25 protein-coding genes are annotated in these 25,387 nt (G+C 62.4%); 12 read left to right on the forward strand and 13 right to left on the reverse strand.

What is annotated here, in order from left to right; genetic code table 11:
* Positions 1–39: 39 nt before the first annotated feature.
* The 4 genes from FEZ59_RS14895 to FEZ59_RS14910 are packed head-to-tail and all read right to left on the reverse strand — an operon-like array spanning position 40 to position 3,605.
* A complete protein-coding gene (locus FEZ59_RS14895) occupies positions 40–822 on the reverse strand; it encodes a Fic family protein (protein WP_134999222.1) in 783 nt (260 codons plus the stop codon).
* A complete protein-coding gene (locus FEZ59_RS14900; protein WP_223257836.1) occupies positions 819–2,252 on the reverse strand; it encodes a putative nucleotidyltransferase substrate binding domain-containing protein in 1,434 nt (477 codons plus the stop codon). The genes FEZ59_RS14895 and FEZ59_RS14900 overlap by 4 nt, the downstream gene beginning before the upstream one ends.
* A gap of 49 nt (positions 2,253–2,301) precedes the next feature.
* On the reverse strand, positions 2,302–3,186 hold the full coding sequence (locus tag FEZ59_RS14905) for a DUF5995 family protein (RefSeq protein WP_134999252.1): 885 nt from the start codon (positions 3,184–3,186) through the stop codon (positions 2,302–2,304).
* Positions 3,187–3,239: 53 nt separating this feature from the next.
* Entirely contained in the window at positions 3,240–3,605 is a 366-nt protein-coding gene (locus tag FEZ59_RS14910; protein ID WP_019748335.1) for a RidA family protein, read from the reverse strand.
* A 98-nt stretch (positions 3,606–3,703) separates the two neighbouring features.
* Here FEZ59_RS14910 and FEZ59_RS14915 point away from each other — a divergent pair, with 98 nt between their 5' ends.
* From FEZ59_RS14915 to FEZ59_RS14930, 4 genes are read left to right on the forward strand one after another with little or no spacing between them, the layout of a single operon-like run.
* Positions 3,704–4,741, forward strand: coding sequence for an Rv2578c family radical SAM protein (locus FEZ59_RS14915; protein ID WP_134999223.1), 1,038 nt, complete (start codon positions 3,704–3,706; stop codon positions 4,739–4,741).
* 37 nt (positions 4,742–4,778) lie between these two features.
* A complete protein-coding gene (locus tag FEZ59_RS14920; RefSeq protein ID WP_153211192.1) occupies positions 4,779–6,203 on the forward strand; it encodes a 3' terminal RNA ribose 2'-O-methyltransferase Hen1 in 1,425 nt (474 codons plus the stop codon).
* The gene (locus FEZ59_RS14925; RefSeq protein WP_172932840.1) at positions 6,200–8,743 is read left to right on the forward strand and encodes a polynucleotide kinase-phosphatase; all 2,544 of its coding nucleotides are present in this window, start codon (positions 6,200–6,202) and stop codon (positions 8,741–8,743) included. The genes FEZ59_RS14920 and FEZ59_RS14925 overlap by 4 nt, the downstream gene beginning before the upstream one ends.
* 36 nt (positions 8,744–8,779) lie before the next feature.
* The gene (locus tag FEZ59_RS14930; protein WP_070386082.1) at positions 8,780–9,448 is read left to right on the forward strand and encodes a class I SAM-dependent methyltransferase; all 669 of its coding nucleotides are present in this window, start codon (positions 8,780–8,782) and stop codon (positions 9,446–9,448) included.
* Here FEZ59_RS14930 and FEZ59_RS14935 read toward each other — a convergent pair.
* Positions 9,409–10,638 (reverse strand): MFS transporter, encoded by a 1,230-nt coding sequence (locus FEZ59_RS14935; RefSeq protein WP_134999224.1) that lies wholly within the window; start codon positions 10,636–10,638, stop codon positions 9,409–9,411. The two genes, FEZ59_RS14930 and FEZ59_RS14935, sit on opposite strands and share 40 nt — an antisense overlap.
* Positions 10,639–10,708: 70 nt before the next feature.
* Here FEZ59_RS14935 and FEZ59_RS14940 point away from each other — a divergent pair, with 70 nt between their 5' ends.
* The gene (locus FEZ59_RS14940) at positions 10,709–11,764 is read left to right on the forward strand and encodes a LacI family DNA-binding transcriptional regulator (protein WP_228117894.1); all 1,056 of its coding nucleotides are present in this window, start codon (positions 10,709–10,711) and stop codon (positions 11,762–11,764) included.
* Entirely contained in the window at positions 11,761–12,384 is a 624-nt protein-coding gene (locus FEZ59_RS14945) for a hypothetical protein (protein ID WP_202022886.1), read from the forward strand. Before FEZ59_RS14940 ends, FEZ59_RS14945 begins: the two co-directional genes overlap by 4 nt.
* A gap of 95 nt (positions 12,385–12,479) precedes the next feature.
* Here FEZ59_RS14945 and FEZ59_RS14950 read toward each other — a convergent pair whose 3' ends face one another.
* Entirely contained in the window at positions 12,480–13,298 is an 819-nt protein-coding gene (locus FEZ59_RS14950) for an AraC family transcriptional regulator (RefSeq protein ID WP_172932841.1), read from the reverse strand.
* A gap of 89 nt (positions 13,299–13,387) precedes the next feature.
* Between FEZ59_RS14950 and FEZ59_RS14955 the strand changes: the two genes are divergently transcribed.
* The gene (locus FEZ59_RS14955; RefSeq protein ID WP_020969562.1) at positions 13,388–13,759 is read left to right on the forward strand and encodes a cupin domain-containing protein; all 372 of its coding nucleotides are present in this window, start codon (positions 13,388–13,390) and stop codon (positions 13,757–13,759) included.
* Here FEZ59_RS14955 and FEZ59_RS14960 read toward each other — a convergent pair whose 3' ends face one another.
* The 4 genes from FEZ59_RS14960 to FEZ59_RS14975 form a co-directional block, all read right to left on the reverse strand.
* On the reverse strand, positions 13,760–14,488 hold the full coding sequence (locus tag FEZ59_RS14960) for an HD domain-containing protein (protein WP_134999227.1): 729 nt from the start codon (positions 14,486–14,488) through the stop codon (positions 13,760–13,762). It lies immediately after the preceding gene.
* 207 nt (positions 14,489–14,695) lie between these two features.
* Complete coding sequence (locus tag FEZ59_RS14965) at positions 14,696–15,292, reverse strand: CHAP domain-containing protein (RefSeq protein WP_021344205.1); 597 nt, start codon at positions 15,290–15,292, stop codon at positions 14,696–14,698.
* A 17-nt stretch (positions 15,293–15,309) separates the two neighbouring features.
* On the reverse strand, positions 15,310–16,881 hold the full coding sequence (locus FEZ59_RS14970; RefSeq protein WP_020969565.1) for an MDR family MFS transporter: 1,572 nt from the start codon (positions 16,879–16,881) through the stop codon (positions 15,310–15,312).
* 43 nt (positions 16,882–16,924) lie between these two features.
* On the reverse strand, positions 16,925–17,557 hold the full coding sequence (locus tag FEZ59_RS14975) for a TetR/AcrR family transcriptional regulator (protein WP_172932842.1): 633 nt from the start codon (positions 17,555–17,557) through the stop codon (positions 16,925–16,927).
* Between the two features lie 113 nt (positions 17,558–17,670).
* On the opposite strand from FEZ59_RS14975, the gene FEZ59_RS14980 reads away from it, so the two are divergent.
* The 4 genes from FEZ59_RS14980 to FEZ59_RS14995 all read left to right on the forward strand — a co-directional run bounded on the left by FEZ59_RS14980 (position 17,671) and on the right by FEZ59_RS14995 (position 21,066).
* Positions 17,671–18,030: a zinc ribbon domain-containing protein YjdM gene (locus FEZ59_RS14980; protein WP_020969567.1), complete on the forward strand. Its 360-nt coding sequence runs from the start codon at positions 17,671–17,673 to the stop codon at positions 18,028–18,030.
* Between the two features lie 101 nt (positions 18,031–18,131).
* The gene (locus tag FEZ59_RS14985) at positions 18,132–19,163 is read left to right on the forward strand and encodes an ABC transporter substrate-binding protein (RefSeq protein ID WP_259349279.1); all 1,032 of its coding nucleotides are present in this window, start codon (positions 18,132–18,134) and stop codon (positions 19,161–19,163) included.
* 51 nt (positions 19,164–19,214) lie between these two features.
* Positions 19,215–19,634 carry a DUF1622 domain-containing protein gene (locus tag FEZ59_RS14990; RefSeq protein ID WP_007728052.1) on the forward strand — a complete coding sequence of 140 codons (420 nt, stop codon included), beginning with the start codon at positions 19,215–19,217 and terminating at the stop codon, positions 19,632–19,634.
* A gap of 31 nt (positions 19,635–19,665) precedes the next feature.
* On the forward strand, positions 19,666–21,066 hold the full coding sequence (locus FEZ59_RS14995; RefSeq protein ID WP_080910429.1) for a DUF2252 domain-containing protein: 1,401 nt from the start codon (positions 19,666–19,668) through the stop codon (positions 21,064–21,066).
* A 4-nt stretch (positions 21,067–21,070) separates the two neighbouring features.
* Here the strand turns inward: FEZ59_RS14995 and FEZ59_RS15000 are convergent, their stop codons facing one another.
* The 3 genes from FEZ59_RS15000 to FEZ59_RS15010 all read right to left on the reverse strand — a co-directional run bounded on the left by FEZ59_RS15000 (position 21,071) and on the right by FEZ59_RS15010 (position 23,401).
* Complete coding sequence (locus tag FEZ59_RS15000) at positions 21,071–21,787, reverse strand: SRPBCC domain-containing protein (protein WP_134999229.1); 717 nt, start codon at positions 21,785–21,787, stop codon at positions 21,071–21,073.
* 2 nt (positions 21,788–21,789) lie between these two features.
* The gene (locus tag FEZ59_RS15005) at positions 21,790–22,401 is read right to left on the reverse strand and encodes a helix-turn-helix domain-containing protein (protein WP_134999230.1); all 612 of its coding nucleotides are present in this window, start codon (positions 22,399–22,401) and stop codon (positions 21,790–21,792) included.
* Positions 22,402–22,477: 76 nt separating this feature from the next.
* Positions 22,478–23,401, reverse strand: coding sequence for a neutral zinc metallopeptidase (locus FEZ59_RS15010; RefSeq protein WP_003945028.1), 924 nt, complete (start codon positions 23,399–23,401; stop codon positions 22,478–22,480).
* Positions 23,402–23,564: 163 nt separating this feature from the next.
* Between FEZ59_RS15010 and aspS the strand changes: the two genes are divergently transcribed.
* A complete protein-coding gene (gene aspS / locus FEZ59_RS15015; RefSeq protein ID WP_019748356.1) occupies positions 23,565–25,373 on the forward strand; it encodes an aspartate--tRNA ligase in 1,809 nt (602 codons plus the stop codon).
* The last annotated feature ends 14 nt before the right edge of the window (positions 25,374–25,387 follow it).

Below are 25,387 nucleotides of genomic sequence, written 5' to 3' on the forward strand. Positions count from 1 at the left end.
GGTGTTCAGTCCGCCTGGAACGGGCAGCAGATGTTTGCGTCAGCGAGTCAGCGCGCGATTGAACAGATCGATGAACGGGCGAGGCGACGGGGTCCCGGTGGGCCGGAAAGGCGCAGAATCCCTGGACGCGGATACCCACTCGGTTCTGCTCACCCGCGACAAGTCGAGCTGATATCGGGTGTCGGCGGCGAGTCGGTGCAGGAAGAGTGTTCCGGTTCGCCCGTTTCCTTCCCGAAACGGGTGGGCATGATTGAGCGTCGAGTACACCGATGCGAGCGCGAACGACGCAGCGCCGTGATCGAGCGCTATCCAATCGACGGCGGCGATGATCTCTTCCACCTCGGACAGGTAGTTCCGAATCGCCGAGACCGGGGCAAACGTTGCCGCACCTTTCCTGATGTCAACGGTTCTGATGTGTCCGGCCCACTGGTACAGATCTTGGAAAACGTGCTGGTGAAGTAGGAGAAGTTCGGCTGTGTCTCGCGTGTGCGGTACGAGGTCGCTGCCGAGATGCGCCTCACCCAGACGAAGCGCGGTCGCCGCGAACTCGAGTGATTGCAGTGCGGCGGGATCTCGCACGTCGAAATTGTTCTCGAGCACCGATGTACCGCGATAGACGTACGGCGCTGATTTTCGCCAGCGGATCCGCGGGGGAATTGCTGACGACAGGCCGACGGCTCGCGCTAATTCCTGCTCGAAATACTCACGCCGAGAAAGCATCCCGATCATGACGGCCTCGAGTTCCGCGATCTGCTCGTTACTCGGATCCCAGCCTTCGAGGCGCTCCGCCGCCAGAACCTGTTCGAGCGCAGTGCGATTCACGGGTCGATGTCGGGTAGCGCCGACGCGGACGCGGCATATTCGAGTCGTCGTTGCACACCTGCGACCTCGCGCACTGCATTGCTCAGCAAGCTCCGCGAGAGCGGAGTGAGTTCGGAGATCACGACTTCGTCGGTCGGTGGCCGACCTGCCGCGAACTGATCGGTCTGGTGGCGGACACGAATCTGCTGCAACACTTCGAAAGATTCGATCAGTACCTGGGCGTCGTCGTCGAGTAGGAAACCGCTTCCCGCTGCAGCCTTGAGGCGTTCGAGTGTCGAACTCGTGCGGGCGCCCACGGAAATCCCCGCCCATCGAGCGATGTTCACGATCGGTTGGACGGCGCTGGCTTTGAGGTCGACGGTTCCGGTCCGACGCGTCATCACGTCCTTGAACGAATGGAGCTTTGCCTTGTCTCCGACCGCTTCGCGAAGGAGTAGTCGCATGACGGCCGGGTGCAGTCGCAGTTGATCCAACGCCGCGGGACGAGGATCCAACGCCGGATCGCCTGCGACGACGCGGGCATCCGCCAGCATCGACAACATGACCAGGGCTTGGTCCTGATACGGGTTGGACACCCATTTCCGCAGCGCAGTGCGCCATTGTGGGAGCGTCCGAGCAAACCTGGCCTGGGTCGCGACGGCGTTCTTGGTGTCGCGAGGGAACCCGCAGAGATCGAGGATGTCGTGGATGGTCTTCGCGGCGTCGGCTCCCTCGTGATGTGATTCGCCGCCCCACACCAGCGCACTGTCGATATCCGAAGAGGGGAGCGCTTCACGCCTGGCGACGCTGCCGAGCGACAGCCACGCGAAATCCGGTCGCTCGTCTCCGCCCACCACCAATTCGATGGCTCGCCTGACCGTCACGTCGATCAGCACGGCCAGCGTCGCGCCGATGTCGAGCGGTGAGACCCGTGACGCCACCAATTCCGTCACCAGAACAGGGACCGCGCGGGCTGTTTCGACGAGGTGGGCGTCGTCCTGTGCTGTGGCGAGCGCTGCGCGCAGTTCGAAACCCTGATTGGTGGCCGAAGTCAGGAGGTCGCTGAGTTCGAGCACACCCATCAGTGCGCCTGCCTCGGTCACGACCGGGAGATGGCGCAATCCGTACTCGAGCATGTCGGTCACGGCGTCGGCGCCCAATCGATCCGGATCGACTGTCACTGCTGACGGCGTCATCACTGTTGATACCGGCTGATTGCTGTCGATACCACCGACTACCACGCGAGCGCGTAGGTCACCTTCGGTGAAGATTCCGAAACCGCTTGTCTCCGTCGGGATCACAACAGCACGGCGGCCCGCGTCGGTCATCAACTTCGCGGCCTCGCGGATGGTTGCCTGGCCGTCGCAGACAATTGCGGGCCCGCGCAACAGGTCTCGCACCCGGCGCATGGCGGGACTCTGGATGCCTTGCCCCGCCGAGTGCCCCGTCATGGGGTCATTGTCGCAGGTGTGTCCGTTTCAGGCAGCGGAGGGTGAGATGTCAGAGACCGCCGAGTCGTGAGAGTACGTCGAGAGCGGAATCCGTAGTACGCCAGAGTGCGTCGATCTCCTGTTCTGCGCCCGGACGTGTCTGCGGATTCTGGAGGGCGAATCCGTTGGCCAGTGTGATGGTGTTGTATCCGCTGTCGGCGGCGCGGAGCAGCAGTTCCGAGGGTTGCGAGTTTCCGGCCAATCGGTCGAGTCCTTCGCCGACGAAGTAGAACCGCCAGAGCGGCCCCAGATCGGCGTCGTACTCGGCCTTGGTGAGGGTCACGATCGAACCACCCTTGACGGCAATGGAATCGACGATCTTGTAGAAATCCGTGACATCCTCCGCAGTGGTTCCGGACGTGGCGACGGCGTGAGCGAGGTCGACGGTGAGATGCGCGTTGTAGCCGGCCATGGCAACCCGTGCTGGACTGGCGTCGCACTGACGTGTCAGGGCGAAGTAGTTGGTCCACGCCGGATCGGTGGGAGTACCGGTGAACTCCGCATGGACGTTCACCAGGTACCTGCGCAGCAATTCGAAGCTGACGGAATGGGCCCACTCGTCATCGGCGAAGGCTGCAGGGTCTCGCTGCAGCGGCATCACCGCCTCGTGTTCGACAGCGTCGAGGCCGATGGAGAACAAGCCTCGCCAATCGTGGTGTGAGACGAGGATCGACGTGATCTCACGATGACGTTCTACAGCGGTCTCGAGCCGAGGCAGTCCGGCACCGTTCAGCGTCGTGACGTCGCTGAGTTCGGCAATCCGGCCCACCTCGGCATTGCTCAACTGGCTGCCGCAAGCCGTCGAAAGACTCTCGCCCGGATCTGCGAATGCAGAACCGGGCGAGAGGAAAGCGGCGGTGATGCCGAGCGCGAGCGTCAACGGATACAGCCGCATCGGTTTCATCGGCTCAGACTAGGCGCCCATTTCACAAATGTCCGGATTGGCGATCAGCTGAGAACCGCGTCGGCCTCGATCTCGATGAGCAGAGCGGGGTCGATCAGCGAGCTGACCTCGAGGATGGTCGTGGCGGGACGAATCTCGCCGAACACTTCACCGTGCGCGAGAGCGGCCTGCTCCCACTGCGTCATGTCGCGCAGGTACATGCGAGTGCGGATGACGTCGTCGAGCGAGGCGCCGGCCTCGGCAAGTGCTGCCTTGATAGTTTCGAGCGCTGCGCGGGTCTGATCTGTGAGGGTCTCACCAGGAGCGGTGGTCCCAGAGACTGCGATCTGGTTACCGATGCGCACGGCACGGGAGTAACCGATCTTGGGTTCCCATTCGGAACCGGACGAAATATTGATTCTGTTCGACATGCACCGAATTCTGCCAACAACTTCCCGGCCGTGGTGAGGCACGGTCGGGTATTCGCTCCATCTTGACATACCTTAGAACAAGTGTTCGACTTGGGGCCATGAGGTGGTCGGGTCAGGCATTGGATGCAGATGACGGAGCGCTACCCGGACTCGAACGGGCCGGGTTGGTTCGCTCCGTGCAGACTCCCGAGTTCGAGGGAATCACGTTTCACGAGGTGCTCTGCAAGAGCGCGCTCAACAAGATGCCCGAAGAGTCGACGTTGCCGTTCAGCTTCACCGTCAACGCTTTTCGTGGTTGCTCGCACGCATGCCGATATTGCTTCGCGAGACCGAGTCACGAGTACCTCGACCTCGACGCCGGCGCGGATTTCGATTCCCAAGTGGTCGTGAAGACGAACATTGCCGCGGTGCTCCGCAAGGAATTGGCGCGAAAGTCCTGGAAACGGGAGGCAGTGGCACTGGGTACCAACACTGATCCTTATCAGCGAGCGGAGGGCCGATACCGCTTGATGCCCGGCATTATTCGCGCGTTGACCGAATCGGGAACTCCCTTCTCGATCTTGACGAAGGGAACTCTGCTCCGACGGGACCTGCCGCTGTTGAAGATGGCGGCGGCGCAGGTCGACGTCGGAATCGGAGTGTCGTTGGCGATCAACGACGCTGCACTTCAGAAGCAGATCGAGCCTGGTACCCCGTCACCGCGGGCGCGTCTCGAGATGATCCGGGCCATCACCGACGCGGGATTCTCGTGCAATGTCATGGTGGCGCCGGTCATTCCGTTCCTCACCGATTCCACCAGTCACCTCGACGGTCTGTTCGAGGCACTGTCCGAAGCCGGTGCGACGAGTGTGACGGTCTTCCCGATGCACCTGCGGGGGAGTACTCGGGGTTGGTTCATGAATTGGCTTGCTCAGGAACATCCGGCACTCATCCGTCGTTACCGCGAGTTGTACGGGCGGGGTGCGTATGTCACTCCCGAATACAAGCGTTGGCTCGCAAGCCGCGTCGAGCCATTGGTCGAGCGTCATGGGTTGGGTGGTCGTTCGGAGCATCGAGACGTCAGTGCGGCTGGCACTGAACCGCGTGAGGCGCCTCGGGAACTGGTGGGTGCGGGAGCAGCTCTCACTTTGTTCTGACGGCCGCGGGCGCGTAAATCGGAGGCGCCCCGGACGTTTGCCGGGCTACATTCGCCTGGTGCTACTCACACTGACGTCCACCCCGACCCCGCAGACTCCTGATGCGACCGCGTTGAGCTACCTGCTGCACAAACATCCCGACCGCGTGCAAAGCTTCGACTTGGCGATCGGCACCGCCACGGTCCTGTACCCGGAGGCCTCGGCCGAAAAGACCACGGTGGCAGTGATTGTGGACGTCGACCCCATCGAACTTGTGCAGAGTAGGTATCGACGCGGCAAGAGTGGCGACAACTTTTCGCTGGGGGAGTACGTCAACGATCGGCCGTATGCGGCGTCGTCCATACTCTCGGTTGCTCTGTCGAAGCTGTTTCGCACCGCGTTGACGGGAACGTGCAAGTCGCACCCGGAACTCGTCGGAGCCGAACTCGCGTTGACCGTCTCGATTCCGGTGGTTCCGTGTGGCGGCGATGCGGAATTGCCTCGTCGGCTGTTCGAGCCGCTGGGCTGGGACGTGACCGCGATACCGGTGCAGCTTGATCCGCACCTACCGACGTGGGGAAACTCCGACTTCGTGTCGCTGACACTGACCGGGGAACACACGGTGCAGAGTGCCCTACGGCACCTCTACGTGCTGTTGCCCGTCCTCGACGATGTGAAGCACTACTGGGTGGGACCTGACGAGGCAGACAAATTGATCCGCGTCGCTGGAGAGTGGTTGGCGTCGCATCCGGATTCCGCGCTGATCATGTCCCGCTACCTGGCTCGTCGACGCGACCTGGTCGAATCGGTGGTCGATCGACTGATTCCCGAACAAGCTGAGGCGCAGATCGAAGCACCGAGACCGGATCCGCCGCTGGCACGCCTTCGCGTCGACGCAGTTTTGGCGACGCTTCAGCGACTGCACGTGAGAACAATTGTCGATATCGGTTGTGGCGAAGGTAAATTGCTCGAGGCGCTGATGCCGCACGCTCGATTCGACAAACTTGTCGGCGTCGATGTGAGCGCGCGCGAACTGACACGGGCGCAACGCAGATTGAAGTTCACCGAAATGTCCGACGTCCAGCGTGAACGTGTGTCTTTGATGCAGTCGTCCGCGACGTACCGCGACGCACGCTTGAAAGGCTTCGACGCAGCCGTGCTGATGGAGGTGGTCGAGCACGTCGACACGGCGCGCCTGCCGGCGCTGGTCAGATCGGTCTTCGTGGACGCAGCACCGCAGTATGTGCTGCTGACTACTCCGAATGCCGACTACAACGTGCTGTATCCGGCATTGGCCGCGGGAGAGTTCAGGCACCCCGATCACAGGTTCGAGTTCTCACGGACCCAATTCGACGACTGGGCAACCGAAACGGCCCGAGTCCACGGCTATTGCGTGGAGTTCGAATTTATCGGAGCAATTGATCCGGTCCTCGGCGGGCCGACACAGATGGCAATCTTCACGAAGGAGGCACGAACGTCATGACGGTGTACGAGATTCCAGATCTCGCCCTGGTAGTACTCATCGGCGTCAGTGGCTCGGGAAAGTCGACCTTTGCGGCGCGCCACTTCGGTGAGTACGAAACCCTCTCGAGTGACACATTCAGAGGGTGGGTCAGTGACGATCCGAACTCACAGGAGTCGACGTCCGATGCTTTCGAAGTGCTGGAGTTCGTCGCGGCCAAGCGTTTGCGACGCGGACGCCTCACGGTGGTCGACGCGACCAACGTCCAGCCCGCTGCGCGCAAGCGACTCGTTGCGTTGGCTCGCGAGCACGACATACTGCCGGTGGCAGTCGTGCTCGATGTTCCGGAATCGGTCTGTTCTGCACGAAACGACGCACGCTCTGATCGGACGTTCGGACGTGACGTGATTCGCCGCCAGCACCAACAGTTGACTCGCTCGCTCCGCGGGTTGGGTAAGGAAGGTTTCCGTTCGGTTCACATCCTCAGAGGTGAGGACGCGGTTTCCGAAGCCACATTCTTGCGCCACCCGCTCCGCAGCGATCTGCGTGTCGAGTGTGGTCCGTTCGACGTCATCGGTGACATCCACGGATGTCGAAGTGAGCTCGAGACGCTCCTCGTGAAACTCGGCTACACCGTCGACTTCGGGACGGATGGCAGAGCTGTCGATGCGGTGCCGCCGGACGGGCGAACAGCCGTCTTCCTCGGTGACTACGTGGATCGAGGTCCGGATTCGGTCGGTGTGCTGCGTCTGGTCATGGGGATGGTCGCGGCGGGACATGCGATAGCGGTTCCGGGTAACCACGAGAACAAACTCGTCAAGGCGCTGCGCGGTAAGAAGGTCACGCCGAGTCACGGACTCGCCGAGACCCTCGAGCAGATGGCCACCGAGTCGGCGGAGTTCCGCGAAAGCGTCGTCGACTTCTGTGACGGTCTCGTCGCGCACCTCGTCCTGGACGACGGCAAACTCGTTGTCGCGCACGCCGGTCTCAAGGAGGACTACCACAACAGGGCGTCCGGCCGAGTGCGAAGCTTTGCGCTCTACGGTGAAACCACCGGTGAGACGGACGAATTCGGCTTGCCCGTTCGATACCCGTGGGCGCAGGACTACCGAGGATCAGCGATGGTCCTCTACGGTCACACTCCGGTGCACGAGGTGGAATGGATCAACAACACCGCGTGCCTCGACACCGGCTGTGTGTTCGGTGGATCCCTCACCGCCCTTCGATACCCGGAACGAGAGATCGTGTCGGTTCCGGCGGAGCAGGTTTGGTACGAGCCGGTGGTACCGCTGGCACCGCCGACTCGCGATCCGGACGTGCTCGATCTCGCCGACGTCCTCGAAACAACAGGCGTCGACACCGAACTGCGAGGTCGAGTGTCCGTTCGCACCGACAACGCTGCCGGCGCCTTGGAAGTGATGAGCCGATTCGCGGTCGCGCCGCAATGGCTGCGGTACCTACCGCCGACCATGGCGCCCTGCGCGAGCGCCCAATCCGATGACTATCTGGAACACCCGTCGACCGCGTTCGACGCATACCGGGCCGGCGGAATCGGAACAGTTATCTGCGAAGAGAAGCACATGGGTTCGCGGGCAGTGGTGCTCGTGTGCCGTGATCGATCGGTTGCTCAGTCCCGCTTCGACGCACCGGATGCGCTCACCGGGATGGTGCACACCCGCACCGGCCGCCAGTTCTTCGACGACGACCTGACTCAGCAGTTGATCGATGACATCGCCGCCGCAGTCACCTCCGCTGGGTTGTGGGAAGAGCTGGGCACCGACTGGCTGCTCCTCGACTGCGAACTGTTGCCGTGGAACGTCAAAGCGGAAGGTCTGCTGCGCTCGCAGTACGCGTCGGTTGCGGCGGCCGGGCGATCAGACCTCACAGCTCGCGAGGCCGTGTTGGCGCGGGCCGGGTCGCGGGGCCTGGACGTGGCGGAGATGTTCGAACAGACAACTGTTCGGGCCGCCAGTATCGAGCGCTTCGGCGAGGCGTACCGACGGTACGTGTGGCCGACGAACGGACTGGACGGCGTCACCATCGCGCCGTTCCAGATTCTGGCGACCGAGGGCCAGTCGTACGGGGAACGGGATCACGAATGGCACCTCGGTATTTCGGACCGCCTGGCCGCGGCCGGCCCGAGTCGATTTACCACCACACGTCGCCTGGTGGTCGATCTCGGTTCCGAGGACTCGGTGTCCGAAGCGACGAAGTGGTGGGAGTCGCTCACCGGTGACGGTGGTGAGGGGATGGTCGTCAAACCGCTGGCGAATCAGATTCACGGACCGCGGGGGTACAACGCGAAGGTTCAGCCGGGGATCAAGGTCCGCGGCCGGGAGTACCTGCGATTGATCTACGGTGCCGACTACCTCGAACCGTCGACTCTTGCGAGATTGCGTAACCGCAACCTCGGACACAAGCAGTCGATGGCGCTGCGCGAGTACGCGCTCGGCATGGAGGCGGTATCCAGGCTCGTCGACCGTGAACCTTTGTGGCGAGCGCACCAGGCCGTGTTCGCAGTGTTGGCTCTCGAATCGGAGCCGGTCGACCCGCGGTTGTGACGGCCGGTGCCCGGGCTCGGATTGATACCGTCGGGTATGGGTGTGATTGCGCGCTTGGACGGTTTCAACCGACGCCATCCGTGGAGTCACAACGATCACTACGGCCGGTGGGTTCTACGTAATCTGCGCGGGGTCAGGTCCGGTCGCGCTCTCGACGTGGGGAGCGGGACCGGCAATCTGATCGACCTCTTGCGGCGGCGGTTCGACGTGGTGGTCGGTGTGGAACCTGACCTGACGACGTCGGCCGCCGTGCGCGCAAGGTTTGTCGACGACGAGAACGTGATCATCGAAGCGCGGCGGATCGAGGACTTTGCATACGAGGCGAAGTACGACGCGATCACAGTCGTTGCAGCGTTGCACCATCTTCCACTCGAGGAGTCGATGAAGCGGCTGAGCGGCCTGCTCGAACCGGGCGGCCGGCTCGTCGTGGTCGGGTGTTATCGATCGACCACAGCCACCGACGCACTCCTGTCGGTGTTGGCGACCGTGTGCAATCCCGTCGTCGGCGTCGTCAAGCATCGACGGGTTGCCTCCGAGCCACTGAAGGCGATGACGGCTCCCACCGCGGAACCGGGTGAGTCGATGGCTGACGTCCGACGCGCGGCCGCGTTGTGTTTGCCAGGTAGCCGGATCAGGAGACGACTGTTCTGGCGATACACCCTGATCTACGACGCGACCGTCGCTGCCGCGTCGGTGGGGGAGTGAGTAGACCGCTGCGGTTCGCGGGGAAATGCGCGTCGGCCGAACCCGACTATCACCAACGAACCGATCATCAGAGCGACCCCGATGCCCGCCAGATGTGAGAGCCCGCCACCGTCGACGACGGCAGAGCCGAGCAAGGCACCCGTAGCAATCGCGATCTGGAACACGACGACGTAGATGGCCGAGGCACGGTCGGTCCCGATCGGAACGGCGCGCAGAACCGAGGACTGGAGGCAGATCGGAACGGTGGTGAACGCCGCACCCCACAAGATCGTGGCGACGACGGCGAACGCTCCCATCGACGGCGCCAAGAGCCAGAAGATGGCCAGCGCGCCTGCCACCGTCGCGATCGAGATGAGCGTGAAGAGACGCGGTCGGCGGTCGTAGTACTTGCCGGCGACCAACACTCCGACTGCGCCGGCGGCGCCGTAGACCAGAAGCATCGCGGTACGGATGCCACCGGACGAGCCGAGGCTTTCCTCCACCAGAAGTGTGAAGAACGTGTACGAAGCGAACTGCCCCAGGGCGGCAAACAGCGTTGCCGCGCAGATGACGGCGAGTGCCCGTTTCATCGCCGGTGTCGGCTTCGGTTTGTCTCGCTTGCTCCGATGGTGTTGATCGACCGGCATTTCGGGCAACGCACGATGCAGTGAGAAAGCGATGACCACTGCCACCACACCGATTGCCGCCGACGCAGTCCGCCAACCCCAGGATTGGCCGATCGCCGAAGACAGTGGACCTCCGAGAACAAAAGCGAGAGACGTACCGGCATACACCATCGCGATTGCCTTGCCCTGTTGTCCGCGCGGAACCAGAGTGGCTGCGACCGGGGCAACGACAGCCCAGAACACTCCGTGCGTCGCAGCGCAGAGCAATCGTCCGATCACCAGCATCGGATAGTTGACGGCCAATGCTGCGACCAGTTGCGACACCGCGAGGGTGGCCACCGTCAGAACGACAACACGTCGGCGCGGCCAGGTTTTGACCGCTCCGATCAGCGGAAGCGTCAAGACCGCGACACCGTATGCGTAGAAGGTCAGCAGTAGGCCGACACGCCCTTCGGTGACGTCGAGGTCCGTCGAGATTTCGCTGAGCAGTCCGACGGGGAGCATTTCGGCCGTCACGTAGGCGAAGGCTGCTCCGGCCAGTGTCATCAGCCGTAGCGTGGTTGCCTTCGGCAGTCGAACAGTCATGTTGTGTAACGATACATGTATCGATACACACCTGCGCAATGGATATTCTGCACTCGCTATGCTGATGCTCATGGCCATACGTGCGCAGCGTTCGAGTCGACCGACGATGGCCGACGTCGCCAAGGCCGCAGGCGTGTCGGTGATGTCGGTGTCGTACTCCTTCGCACAGCCCGAGCGCGTGTCTGAATCAACGCGAGCCAAGGTGTTCGCCGCCGCCGAAGAGCTCGAGTACGCGGGCCCTAACCGGGCGGCGCAGTCCTTGCGGAGCGGGAAATTCAACAACATCGCGGTCGTCTTCAGCGAGAAGCTGACGTACGCCTTCGAAGACGCAGTAGCTCGGCGATTCCTCTCGGGAGTCGCCGAAGCGTGCCTGGATGCGAACGCCGGGCTGATGATGCTGCCGAACTCGGGGAAACCGGGAGACGTCGACAGAGTTCGCGACGCGGCAGTAGACGGTTTTGTCGTCTGGACCACCGTCTTCGACGATCCCATCCTCGACGCGATTGTCGGCACCGGAAAACCCGCATGCATCCAGGGTGGGCCGTTGCACGAGGGTGTGGATCTCGTCGGGATGGACGATGTTGCCGGCGCCGTTGCAATCGCGGCAGTCGGGTTGTCGGGGGCGCAGCGGCCCGCGGTGATCAGCCTTCCGTGGGATCGTGAGCGTCGGTCCGAGATTCGGATGGACGTGGTTTCAAGTGAAGCGTTCTTTCCGGTGTCCCGCCATCGGCTCGAGGGCTACGAGCGCGCCGTCCGCGACGCGGGCCTCGATTGGCCCTCGGTGCGGGTGGGGGTCGTCACCGTCAACGAGCGGAGCGAGGGTGCGCGGATGGCTCGGTCCCTTCTCGACGTTCCCGAGAGCAGAAGGCCCGATGTCATCTTGGCGATGAGTGACGAACTGGCTCTGGGGGTTCTGGACGCGATCCGTGAACTCGGCCTCGCGCTGCCCGACGATGTCGCAGTCGTCGGATGGGACGACACAACAGCCGCATCGGACGCCGGCTTGACCACAGTTCGCCAGTCCCTGTTCGATCAAGGGCGCAATGCAGCTCGCGTGGTTCTCGGGCTGGACGATGCGGTGGAGCCGGTCGAGTGGTCGGTGCGTCGGCGAACTTCGACACGATGATCACGCCGGTAGTGGTCGACGCTCTGCGTCTTCGGTGGTTCGTTCCTCCCGAATTGGGGGAGACCGTCCGGTGGGGACTCTCCTGGAATGTCGACAGCCCGAGCAGGTGGGCGGTAGTCGAGCCGGCGTGGCTCTTGACGGCGGAAGTGCGAACGAGTTCGAAACCATTGATGTGGAGACTGCCTCGCGACGGGTCAGACATCCGGGAGCCGGTCCAGCCGGCGATCGCTCGCGTCGGCGCACTGCAATTCATGTTCGACGCCGAACTACCGTTGCCGTCTCGGATCGAAGCCGCGGGCGCTTTGCAACTACGCGCCGGAACTCCTCGTGACGACACAAATGCCCGTCAGGCGTGGACCGATTTCGACGAGAATGCCTCAACTACCGGAGTGGTTCGCCGTCTACGGCTGATGTCGATGGAGTCCGACATGCTGCCCGACCCGAAGTTTCCGCACGGCCCGAACTGGGGTTGGGCATCGAGGCAATTCGTGTCCGGGTCCGAGCGGTTCTACGAGTTGGCCCGCGCGCCTCGCGCATTGCGCTCGTATCAGCTGACCGATCGTGAATACGGGCCGCTGCGCGAGGACTTCCTCCTGGTCGACCTCGAGACGGCTGCTTGATCGTTGGGACCTGACACCGTTTTCATTCAGTGGACACAGACTCCAGCTGACCGGAACCAGTGTCTGCTCGACGAAACCGGTGCCAGGTGCTTCGACTAGCGCGCTCTGCCGACCACGTTCAGTGCGTATTTACCGGGCGGCGCCCCGACATGCTTGACGAAGTGCCGCGACAGGTGGGATTGATCGTGGAATCCGACGTCGACGGCCACGTCCGCCAATTCGCGCCCGGCGAGGATTGCGCGTCGCGCCAGATCGATTCGACGTCCCGTCACGTACTTGTGAGGCGGAAGCCCGAAATGCTTCGCGAAGTTCTTGATCAGATACGTGGGGTTCCGTTGCAGGATGTTCGACGCTTCCCGCATCGTGATTCCCGTTGTGAGTCGCGCATCGAGCAGGTCCCGAAGTTGATCGGCAACGCGTTCGTCAACGGTCGGCGTGTGACGGGATCGACCTGTGGCCGGCGTGAGGATCTCGTTTAATCTTTCAGCGAGGAACCCCAGGCGACTTTCGGCTTCGAGTGGTTCGCCGTCAGGGCCGAGTGCAGAGTGCAGTTGATCGATGCGGTGGCGCAGCAGAGGGTCTCGAATCTCGGGACTGTCCACCGCCAGGCCTATGAGGACCTCGCCGAGAACTGACGTGTCGAGGTAAAGGATTCGTTGACGAAATCCGGCCTCGGTGACCGGAACTCCGTCGTGTGCGATGCCTGGCGGCAACAGAGTCACGATCTCGGGTGCTGCGCCATGAGCGCGATGATCGAGGTCGTATGCAATCGTGCCGCGGTCGACGAGCATCAGAGACCACTGATCGTGCGTGTGTTTGGGATAGGCGTGTCCGACGAAATCGGCATGGAAGACCTCGGTGATTCCCGCGAGGCCCGGTGCCCACGCGGTGATCTGTGCGCCGCGGGGATCCATGTCAGAAACGTACAAGACGCAGCTGCCGCGGGTGACGAAGAGTGGCGGGGTCGTCATCGCGGTGGTGGCGCGCCCGAGGGAGGAACAACATGAACAGTTCGGCAACAGCGGTATCGCTCCGCGAGAAGTTCGGTCAGTTCACCGAGCACTGGTCGCCCAAGAAGATTGCGGTCCTCAATGATTACGAGATCAAGATCGTCAAGATCAAAGGTGAATTCGTCTGGCACTCCCACACCGACACCGACGAAATGTTCCTGGTGACGAAGGGGCAGATTCGAATCCAACTCCGAAACGGAGATGTTCCACTGGGGCCCGGTGAACTGTTCGTGGTACCTCGCGGAGTCGAACATTGCCCGATCGCCGAGGAAGAAGCGGAGGTGATGTTGATCGAACCCGTCGGCGTGGTGAATACCGGGAACGTCGGAGGGCCGCGAACTGCAGTGCTCGAGGACTTTTCGTAGTTACCGGCTCTTCCAATCCAGGGGATTGGTACGCAACGGCAGGGCCATTCCCGATCTCCAGAGCGTCGCCGCGCGAGAGTGCGGACGGAGCTCGACCTCGCGCCGCATCGATTGCGCGAACTCGTCGGTGAACCCTGTTCGCGGGTACTCCGCGATTGTTGCATCAACAGTTGCCCGCGGAATTTCGGGCGGACGCCGACCGGCAACGTCGAAATGCGCTGCGGCATGCAGTAGATAGGCGTCAGCGCCCGCGCCGCGGTCGACGGTCAGATCCATGTGCAGACGGATCGCTTCGCCGATTCGCTGTACCGACCTCTCCGAAGTTCCCACTCTGGTCGCGAGTTCTTCTGCGTCTGCGGCACTGATGTAGGTGAAACACCCGTGCTCGGCCGATCCTTTTGCGCCCAGTCCGACATCGTGAAGGGCGCACGCAGTGAAGAGATCTTCGGGGTCGTACTCGATCGCATCGATCTGCGCGAAGGCGTCGGCCCAGATCCAGCAGCGCAGGCTGTGGTTCAAGACCGCGGGGGAGAGGGTTCCTCTGGCGTGATCGAGCGCTTCGCTGCACAGCTTGGTGTCGGGGAGTGGGCGTTTGCGCAGTTCGGGTGTGCGAGTGGGGTAGCGGCCGAGCCGCAGCCGGAGCATCGACGGCGTGCTCATGGCCTGCGCAGCAGGCGCGCGGGCCATGAGCTGTATCTGCTCGAGGGTGGTCAGCTCACCAGGGCGCATCGAATTCCTGTCTGAGGTAGGGGGCAGCTGGATATGAATCTAGTTGGCAGGGAAACTTCTTCACAGATGTCTAATATCTGTCAATGACGGAAACACGGAATTATCCGAATATTGGTTGATAGCAAGTGCCATCCAACGGCAACCCCGAATCTGTAGCCTCACCTCTGCACATCGCAAGAACCATCAAGCAACGACGGCGGGGGTGGCTCAGATGACGCCGAACCCGACGATCCCCGGGACTTCCGACGGGACGATGCGATGGAGCATGACCTTGTTGTTCTCGTTGCCGCCGACGGTCGTCAGAGTGCCGCCGTCGTTGACCAGAACGACGTTGACGTGTTGGCCGAAGGGGCTCGAGTCGCCGTACAGGATCGTGTCGCCGACCTTGGGCTGGTAGTCCTGACCGTAGGGGACAAACGCGTCGACCGACTCGTAATACTCCTGCAGCGTGTACACCCCGGGGATGCGCCACGACCCTGAGTTGGGGTTCGAGAACGGCGTGCCGATCTGGTTCATCGACCAGCTCACGAAATCGGCACACCACGATTCCTCGACGCCCTCGGCGTACTTGGTGCCGGGACTCCCTGACTCCCACTCTTGCTCGAGGACGCCCAGTAGCGCACTCTGCTGAGCGCTGAGAATGCCGTGGTCGACGGCCGGGAACGAATCGAGATTCTCGCCGGCAAGAGCGTCGTCGCCGCGCGCGAACCACCACAGTGCGCCGGCGACAGCTACGACCACCACAACGCCGAATACGCCCAGAACAGCGAGAGTGCGTCTGGGCGTATTCGGTGCGTGCGACATCACGCCACGATAGTCAATTACTCGAGCGGGGGTGCCGAGCGATCGATCGTCGTCGCGAGTGGCTTCTCCTTGACGAAGAGCAACAGGACAACTGCCGCGATGACCAAGGGGACGAGGTACAGGAAGATCGGCGCCAGCGCGTCGTTGTACGCACCGACGATGATCTCGCGAACCTGGCTGGGCAACTTCCAGAGGATTCCCGGGGTCAAGGAGTTCTCGTCACCACCGACCGCGCCGCCATTCGCGGGGAGTCGCTCGGCCAGGAGATTGGTCAGACGCGAGGCGAACAGGCTGCCCACGATCGCGCTGCCCAACGACGCACCGATCTGACGGAAGAAGTTGTTCGACGCGGTGGCCGTTCCCACTTCGGCCGCGGGGAAGGTGTTTTGCACGATCAAGATCAAGATCTGCATGACGAGGCCGAGGCCGATACCCATGAGTGCGATGTAGCAACCGAAGACCAGCAGTGAGGTCGACGGCGTCAGACGTGAGAGCAGGACAAGAGCGACTGCGACGATGGATGTTCCGACGATGGGGAAGATCTTGTAGCGGCCGGTCTTGCTGACCAGCTGACCGGATCCGATGGAGGCGACCAGCAGGCCTGCCATCATCGGAATCATCATCAGTCCTGCTTCGGTGGCGTTCTTGCCTGTCACCATCTGGATGTAGGTCGGCAGGTAGGCGAGCGCACCGAACATCGCGATGCCGATGATCAGACCCGCGACGGTGGTCAACACGAAGTTTCGCTGAGCGAACAGGTGCATCGGAATTACCGGTTCGTCAGCACGCTTCTCGACGAAGACAAACGCCACTGCGGTCACGATGCAGCCGATGATCAACCCGATGATGACGCCTGACCCCCAGGCGTAGGTGTTGCCGCCCCAGGTGGTGAACAGGATCAGACAGGTTGCGGCCGTTGCGACGAGGACCATTCCCAGATAGTCGATGCGAGGTTTGCCGAGGTTCGGCTTCCGCAGGTGAAGGAATGCCATTGCGCTCGCGATTGCGAGGAGTCCGAGGGGGATGTTGATCCAGAATGCCCAGCGCCAGCCGATGCCCTCGGTGAACCATCCACCGAGAAGGGGGCCGGCAACCGAAGCCAGTGCGAACACGCCGCCCATCGCACCCATGTACCGGCCGCGTTGCCTGGCCGGGACGACGTCGGCGATGATCGCCTGGGACAGCAGGATCAATCCGCCGCCGCCGAGTCCTTGCACGGCTCGACCAGCGATGAGTGTGGTCATGTCGTGGGACAGACCGCCGATCACCGAACCGACGATGAAAATGCTGATGGCGCCGATGAAGAGGCCCTTGCGCCCGATCAGGTCACCGAGTTTTCCGTACACCGGCATCATGACGGTCGAGGCGAGGATGTATGCCGTCGTCACCCAGACCATGTGGTTGACGCCGTTCAATTCACCCACGATGGTCGGGAGCGCGGTGCTGAAGATCATCTGGTCGAGCGATGCCAGAAGCATCGTGATCATAAGCCCGACAAAAACGAGGATGATCGACCGTTTGTCCGGCGCGGCCTCGGTATCGGTATGCGTGCCGTCGGGCTCGACGGTCGCAGCTTCTCGAGTGGACATGTAGTTCCTTAGTTGAGTGACAGCCGGTGCGAGAGAGTGTGGATCAGCTCTCGGACCTGAGTATTCGAGCCATCAGGAGTAGTGCCGGATCAAGCAAGTCGGTTCTGGGGCTTGCCCGTTCACTGTTCTGCCATTTTCGGAAGACGTAACGCATCGCGGCGCCTGCGGTGATGACCGTTGCCGTGGCTTCGTCGGCAGCGGCTGTATCCGCGTGCAGGCGGCGATACTCGGTTCTGTGCGACAACTCCCGCGTGAGGATCCGGGTGAGCGTGTCTTCAAGATCGTGGAAGGTGGCCAGATGTTGTTGCAACAGCGTGGGATGACGTTCGAACAATTCGCGTCGATGCGCGAGCAGATCGGGTCGCTCGTCGACGATCTGCATCGCCGCCTCGAAGACCGCGAGGGCGCCGCGCAGCGGATCGTCCGGGTGCTCGCCGATGAGCGTGAGCATGGTTGCCTCACTTGGCACGACGAGCATGAGCCCACCGATCGCCGCGTCCTTGGTGGGGAAGTAGTTGAAGAACGTGCGGGTCGACAGATTGCAGGCCTCGCAGATCTTCTCGACAGTCACTTCGTCGTAGCCCAGGTCGAGGACGAGTTCGACGGCAGTGTGCTCGATCAGCTGCCTCGTCGCAATTCGTTTTCGTTCGCGCAATCCGAGAGTTTCGGTTCCCATTTCATCCATAATTGCATAGAGTGCAAAGTTTCATCGAATGCAATATTTCGCCCAAGAATGCCTCATGAAATGCAAAAATGGGGATCGGGTGCCTGGTGGATAGGATGAACCGCGTGGAAGACACCTTGCCCCCTTGCCCCGAATGCGCCGGCGAATACACCTACGAGATGGGCGCGTTGATGGTCTGCCCGTCCTGCGCGCACGAGTGGGCGCCGACCGATAGTGCCGGCGAGGACTCGGGTGTGGTGAAACTGGGTGTGGTGAAAGATGCCGTAGGAAACATCCTTGCGGACGGAGACACGGTGACGGTCGTCAAGACGCTCAAGGTGAAGGGCAGTCCGACCGGCATCAAGTCAGGTACGAAAGTGCGCAACATCCGCCTTGTTCAGGGCGTTGGCGACCACGACATCGACTGCAAGGTCGACGGCATCGGACCGATGCAATTGAAGTCGAGTGTCGTCAAGAAGGTGTGACCGGACAGCGATAGATGTCGGCTCGAAATCCTGTTCAGTTTCGACGGTTCGATAGCCACAATCGAGGAGATCTTCGACCGCTCGAACGAATGGACCGAACTGTGCCGAACTCGATCTGCCTGGCGCCCGCACTCGATAACACCACACTCGATACAGACGAGCAGTGGGAACGCATCGTCGATGCGCTGACACGCAGGGGATTCCTCGGCGCCGGGCTCGGTGTCGCGGCTGCGACATTGCTGGCAGCGTGCAGCAGCGACGAAAACGGCTCGGCGCCAAGTGGTCTCGTCACAGTGCAGGATGAGACGGGCAGTGTCGAGATTCCGTCGGATCCGCAGCGAATGGTCATCGCCCACGTCAGCGCCATGGCGACGGTCCTCGACCTCGGTGTGCCGCCGGAGAAGATCGTCGGCGGCTTCTTCGGTCTCGAAGGGGTGGGCGGCGACGCGGTGTTGCGCACGATGCCGGAGGCGGCGAACATCCCGAACCTCGGCACGGCGGGAACGTGGAACAAGGAAGCGATCATCGGCGCGTCGCCGGATCTGATCGTCATGCTCCTGACCGCCGGAAATGCTTATGCGGCAAAGTCCTACGACGAACTCTCTGCGACCGGTGTTCCAGTGTTCGCCGGCTTCAACGGGTACCTCACGTGGGACGAGATGAAGAAGTTGGTCACCTCGATGGGCGTCGCGGTCCGACAGGAAGAAGCTGCTGCGGAATTGAACGCGAGAACGGAAGAGCGCCTCCTCACAATCAAGGATCGGCTCTCGGCCCTCGGCTCGCTACCGTCGGTGACGCTGCTGCGTACCGGCGAAAACGGTGTCGTCTACAACCAGGTCGACGCTCTTCTCGATGCTCTCGGTTTCCCGGGCGATCGAGCTACATCGGAGGAGTTCACCCGCACACTCACAGCGGAGCAACTCGATCAGGTGACCAGCGACGTGATCATCGTGGGTGCATTCCAGGACCAGCAGGACGTCCGCGCGCAGTTGGCAATGAACCCGCTCTGGGAGCGTCTTCCCGCTGTCCGCTCGGGGAACGTCCATTACGTCGACGACAGCCTGTGGGGCTCGGGCTATTCTCCTCGCGCGACCGAGCTGCGACTCGACGACATCGAGCGGATCTTCAGCTGACTCCGTCGTGTCACCTCGACTTATCGGTGCATTACCTCGAGAATCATGATCATGGACAAAATCAGGTTCTTCGAGCTTGTCACCGAATGGTTCGAAGTACTCGGTGTTGTCGCCATGGTCCTCGGGTTCGTGTTCGCATTCGTGATCGCGGGGCGCGCCTGGAGTCGAACGCGCGACGGTAGTTCAGCGTTTCGCACTCTGCGCGAGACGATGGGTGCGGTCATCCTTCTCGGGCTCGAGATCCTTGTCGCCGCTGATCTGGTGAAGACTGTGACGTCTTCACCGTCGCTGACCGACGCCGCAGTTCTGGGCATGATCGTTCTGATTCGGACCGTGTTGAGCCTGTCGATTCAGATCGAGATCGACGGGGTACTTCCGTGGCGCAAGGCGTTGGTGTCAAGTCCGGAACTCCTGGTACGCGCAGCGCGCGGATCAGGAGGCCGAACGACGCCCGACGCGTCGAGTTCGTAGCGATAGCCGTTGCGAGTGAAAGGTCGGGCAGATGACAGCAGTGCGTACCGAGCATCCCACTGTCGACGAGAGGCGGGCGCGCGGCCGCCAGGCGCGTAGAGATACGCCATTGGCCGCGCTCGCGGATCTGACAGAGAGTGACCGCGATCCGATATCACTGCTGGAACTGCAGGCGAAGTCGCGGGTACAGGACCTGGTGCCCATCCGATACGGGCGCATGTCGGCGTCCCGGTTCTCGTTCTTCCGTGGTGCTGCCCTGGTGATGACGGACGACTTGTCCCGAAGCCCTGATTCCGGCCTGAACAGCCAACTCTGCGGCGACGCACACCTGAGCAACTTCGGTATCTATGCGACGCCCGAGCGAAAGCTCGCGTTCGACATCAACGACTTCGACGAAACGTACCCGGGGCCGTTCGAATGGGACGTGAAACGGCTGGCCGCCAGTTTGGCGATCGCAGCGAAGGACAACGGATACTCCGGCAAAGAGCGTAAGAAGATCGTTCGCGGGTGTGCGGCCGAGTATCGCGAAACCCTGATCGCTCAGGCAGGATTGGGGAACCTCGCAGTTTGGTACGCGCACATCGCACCCGAAGACGGACTGGAAGAACTTCGCGTCGATTTGAAGAAGCGAATGCTCGAGCGGACCCAGGCGACGTTGGACAAGGCTCGTCGCCGAGACAGCGCTCAGGCAGCCGGCAAATTCACCGAAATCGTCGACGGGAGAAGGCGGTTCATCAGTGACCCGCCGCTGATCGTGCCGGCAGAGGAATTGTTCGCGGGCACCGACCTCACTCAGATCGAGGAGTTGCTACGTCAGCGCGTTCGTTCCTATCGAAGCACGTTGCAGTGGGACCGTCGGGTGTTGCTCGAAAGCTTCGAGATGGCGCACATCGCGCGGAAAGTTGTCGGTGTCGGGAGCGTCGGAACGCGCGCGTGGATGATCCTGATGAAAGGCGTCGACGACGACGATCCGTTGATCCTGCAGGTCAAGGAGGCGCAGCCGTCCGTTCTCTCGGCGTACGTCGATGGCCCCACCTTCTCCAACGAGGGCGAACGAGTAGTGAACGGGCAGCGCCTGATGCAGGCCACCAGTGACATCTTCCTGGGGTGGGAGCGCGGACCGGGACTCGACGAGGATGAGCACGACTTCTACATCCGCCAACTTCGGGACGGCAAGGGATCAGCGGTCATCGAAACCATGAAACCTGAAGGGATGGAACTCTACGGGCGACTATGCGCGAGGGTCCTGGCCTATGCGCATGCTCGCTCGTCCGATCGGATTGCGATCGCCGAATATCTCGGTGACGGAACCGAATTCGATTTCGCGATCGGGGAGTTCGCGGCTGCCTACGCCAAACGCAACGCACGCGATCATGCCGCTTTGCTGACCGCGATCGACGACGGTCGCGTGTCAGCAGAGCGGGGAGTGTGACGACTCAGGCGAACACGCCGTCGAGCCAGGCCTGCCACGCTGTCGTTGCTGATCCACCGTCAGCGCCCTCTGCGAAGAGGTGATGGGCCGCGTCGACGGTGCCGCCGAAGGCGTTTCGTCCGTAGAACCGCAGCAATGCGTCCTCGGTACGCAAGCCGATGAACCAGTCGTTGATGTAGTCGACAATCGCGTCGACGGTTCCGATTCCGGGGCCTTCCACCGACGTGGCGTCACCGACAGCGGTGCCCGAGGTGATTCCGAGGGCGCTGCGAAGCGTTCCCATCGCTTGCGGCGAGGACGAGGATTCCGGGCCTTCGGCCGAGACATAGGTGACGGGTTTGCCGGCGAAGTACCGCACGTATTGGCCGAGACTGTGCAGGTAGAAGTCCGTGTGCTTACTCGCGCCGTCGTACTGGTTGTCCCAGTCCTCGGCAAACACTCCGGCGTGGACGTAGCGGACAACGGCGGTGCTCTCGTCGCGGGCCTCGACGACGTACTCGAGGTTGTTGAACCAGCCGTCGGGGCCTTGCATGTGGATGGCTAGCTCGCGGGGCGGCTCCCACGTCGCGATGATCGGGCTGTCCGGACTACTGCCGTCCGCAGGGATTTCGAGCGGGGACGGGAACATCCAGCCGGCCGTCTCTGCCGAGATTGCGGCCCAGATCTGCTCGGGAGTTCCGGGGACGACCACCTCGCGGCGGATTTCGAATTTCTCGGACATCGCTACTGCTCCGTTTCGGGTGTGGTGACGTGGGGTGTGGTGAGACCGGGATGCAGGGCGACAACCAAGCGGTGTTTGCGCCCGGCTTCGGAATTGCCGTCGTGGTATTTGGCCACGAGTGAGTTGACCGACTCGCCGAGTTCGCCGGCGAAGGCGGCGCGGTCGGCCGCCGTGGCAAAGGTGATGTCGCTGTCGATGGCAAAGGACGCCAACGGTTTTCCGGCCGCAGTTGCGCCGGCGATCAGTTCGCCGACCTCTCGGACGATCCGCGCCGCGAGAGTGACGAGCCAGCGCGCCGAGAGCTGATCCGGGAACCGGCTCGGGTCCGGCGCGAGCGCGGACATTGCAGCGGGGGAGATGACGTACGACGCGGCGCTGGCCTGCATGATCCGCTCCGTCATGTTTCCCCGCTTGCGCTCCTCGACGAGTTCGACGAGTCCGTGTTCCTCGAGAGTGCGCAAGTGGTAATTGATCTTCTGGCGCGTCAAGCCCACTCGGGGTGCCAGCGAGGATGCTGATGCCGGGACTGCCAGTTCAGCCAGAATCCGTTGGCGGATCGGATCGAGCGAGGCCTCGGCAGCTGCGGGACGATCGATGACTGCAACTTCCAACATGAGAAAACCATCCCACCGACAACCAAATCTGTCAAGACAGAAAAAATTGTCGGCGGGATGGTATTTCGGAGGTTCTCTACCGCTTCAGATCGGGCGGATTGTTCAGATCCCGCGCCGAGTACGTGTCACACGACGAGATCTGGCCCGTCTGGTATCCGGTCATGAACCACGCCTGACGCTGTGCCGACGAACCGTGTGTCCAGCCTTCAGGGTTGACCCGACCGGTCGTGGACTTCTGGATACGGTCGTCGCCCACCGACGAGGCGGCGGACAACGCGTCGCGAATGTCGTCTTTTGACAAGGGCTTCAGGAACGGTTGACCGGTCGCCTGATCGGGAATCGTGTCGGCAAAATGCGCCCAGACGCCGGCGTAGCAATCGGCCTGGAGTTCGGTGCGAACCGCACCCGACTGCTCACCCTGCGGGTCGGCCTGCGCGCGGCCGATGTCGCCGAGTTGATTCTGGATGTGATGTCCGAACTCGTGAGCGACCACGTACTCCTGTGCGAGCGGTCCGGCACTGGAACCGAAACGGTCGACGAGCAATTGGAAAAAGCTCGTATCGAAGTACGCCGTTTGGTCCGCCGGGCAGTAGAACGGACCGACATCACTCGACGCCTGGCCGCAACCGGTGTTGACCGAACCGCTGAACAGAATGACTTCAGGTCGCACGTACGCCGTGCCGGTCTGCTTGACCAACTGCTGTTCCCAAACGTCGTCGAGGCTTCCGACGGTCAGTGTGACGCGGCAGTTCACATCGGCGTTTGCCTGAGCGCCGGTGCACTCGTCGACCGACGACAGTCCGGTCGACGAACTCGAAGTTTCGGTGGACGTGCCCAGTAGTGAGCCGGGGTCACCGCCGAACAACAGCGCCAGGATCAGAACGATGATGCCGCCCGCGCCACCGCCGATCGCGATCTTGCCGCCGCGGCCACCGCCGCCCCCGCCGCCTTGAACCTGAACGCGTCCCGCTTCGCCGCGGGCCCCCTCGTTGAAGGTCATCTATGTCCGCTTTCTGCTGTCGTGAACAAGTGCTTGCCGTCACTTCTGGAGATAGCTTCGCATGCGATGCGGGTCCGCGTTTCCGCTCTGCGCAGTTCGCTCCGTAGGATCGCAGGCAAAGTAGTCGGTCGTCGGTTATTGGAAGTAGTTCGAAAGGAATCCCGTGCTGCGCACACATCTCGCCGGTTCATTGCGACCCGAGCAGGCAGAGCAGACCGTAACGCTCACCGGTTGGGTAGCCAGGCGTCGTGATCACGGCGGAGTGATCTTCATCGATCTCCGTGATGCATCCGGAGTTGCGCAGGTAGTTTTCCGGGCAGGTGACGTGGCCGAGCAGGCGCACCGTCTGCGCGCGGAATACTGCGTTCGCGTAACCGGAACGGTCGAGGTTCGCCCCGAGGGCAACCAGAACTTCGAGATCCCCACCGGAGCAATCGAGGTCAACGCCACCGAACTCGAGGTTCTCAACGAAAGCGCACCGCTGCCGTTCCAGCTCGACGATCAGGTCGGCGAAGAAGCTCGCCTCAAGTACCGATACCTCGACTTGCGTCGTGAAGGGCCCGGATCCGCAATTCGCTTGCGTTCCAAGGTAAGTGCTGCAGCGCGCGGCGTTCTCGCGCACCACGAGTTCGTCGAGGTCGAGACTCCGACGCTCACGCGTTCGACGCCAGAGGGTGCCCGTGACTTTCTCGTACCGTCACGCCTGCAGCCCGGTAGCTTCTACGCACTGCCGCAGAGCCCGCAGCTGTTCAAGCAGCTACTCATGGTCGGCGGCATCGAGCGCTACTACCAGATCGCGCGTTGCTACCGCGACGAGGATTTCCGCGCCGATCGTCAGCCCGAGTTCACTCAGCTCGACATCGAGATGGCTTTCGTCAACCAGGACGACATCATCCTGCTTGCCGAGGAAATCCTGACGGCGCTCTGGAAGCTCGTCGGCCACGAGATCAAGACGCCGATCGATCGCATGACCTACAACGAGGCAATGCGTCGTTACGGCAGCGACAAGCCGGACCTGCGTTTCGGTATCGAACTCGTCGAGTGCGCGGAGTTCTTCAAGGACACGACCTTCCGCGTCTTCCAAGCCGAATACGTTGGCGCCGTCGTGATGCCCGGTGGTGCAAGCCAGCCGCGCAAGCAGCTCGATGCCTGGCAGGAGTGGGCGAAGCAGCGCGGCTCCAAGGGCCTGGCGTACGTGTTGGTCGGCGAAGACGGCACTCTCGGTGGTCCCGTTGCCAAGAACCTGACCGACGCCGAGCGTGAGGGCCTGGCCGCTCACGTCGGAGCCCAGCCGGGCGACTGCATCTTCTTCGGAGCGGGCGCGACCAAGTCGACGCGCGCTCTCCTCGGCGCTGCCCGTGGTGAGATCGCCCGCAAGAAGGATCTCATCGATCCCGACGCGTGGGCCTTCGTGTGGATCGTCGACGCTCCGATGTTCGAGCCGACCGCCGACGCCACTGCATCCGGTGACGTTGCTCTCGGCCACTCCGCCTGGACCGCCGTGCACCATGCGTTCACGTCGCCGAAGCCGGAGTTCTTCGACACGTTCGACACCGATCCGGATTCCGCTCTCGCCTACGCCTACGACATCGTCTGCAACGGCAACGAGATCGGCGGCGGCAGTATTCGTATCCACCGCAAGGACATTCAGGAACGAGTGTTCAAGGTGATGGGTATCTCCGAGGAAGAGGCGCAGGAGCAGTTCGGCTTCCTTCTCGACGCCTTCGCCTTCGGCGCGCCTCCGCACGGCGGAATTGCTTTCGGCTGGGACCGCATCACCGCACTCCTCGCCGGCATGGATTCCATCCGTGAGGTCATCGCGTTCCCGAAGTCCGGTGGCGGCGTCGACCCGCTGACGGATGCTCCGGCACCGATTTCTGCGCAGCAGCGCAAGGAATCGGGTATTGACGCGAAGCCCGAGAAGAAGTCAGAGGACAAGAAGTCCGAAGGCGACACCGTCGAAGCCAAGTAGAGCCGACACCGGAT

The organism is Rhodococcus sp. MS13, assembly GCF_013277835.1.
Classification (GTDB): Bacteria; Actinomycetota; Actinomycetes; order Mycobacteriales; family Mycobacteriaceae; genus Rhodococcus_F; species Rhodococcus_F erythropolis.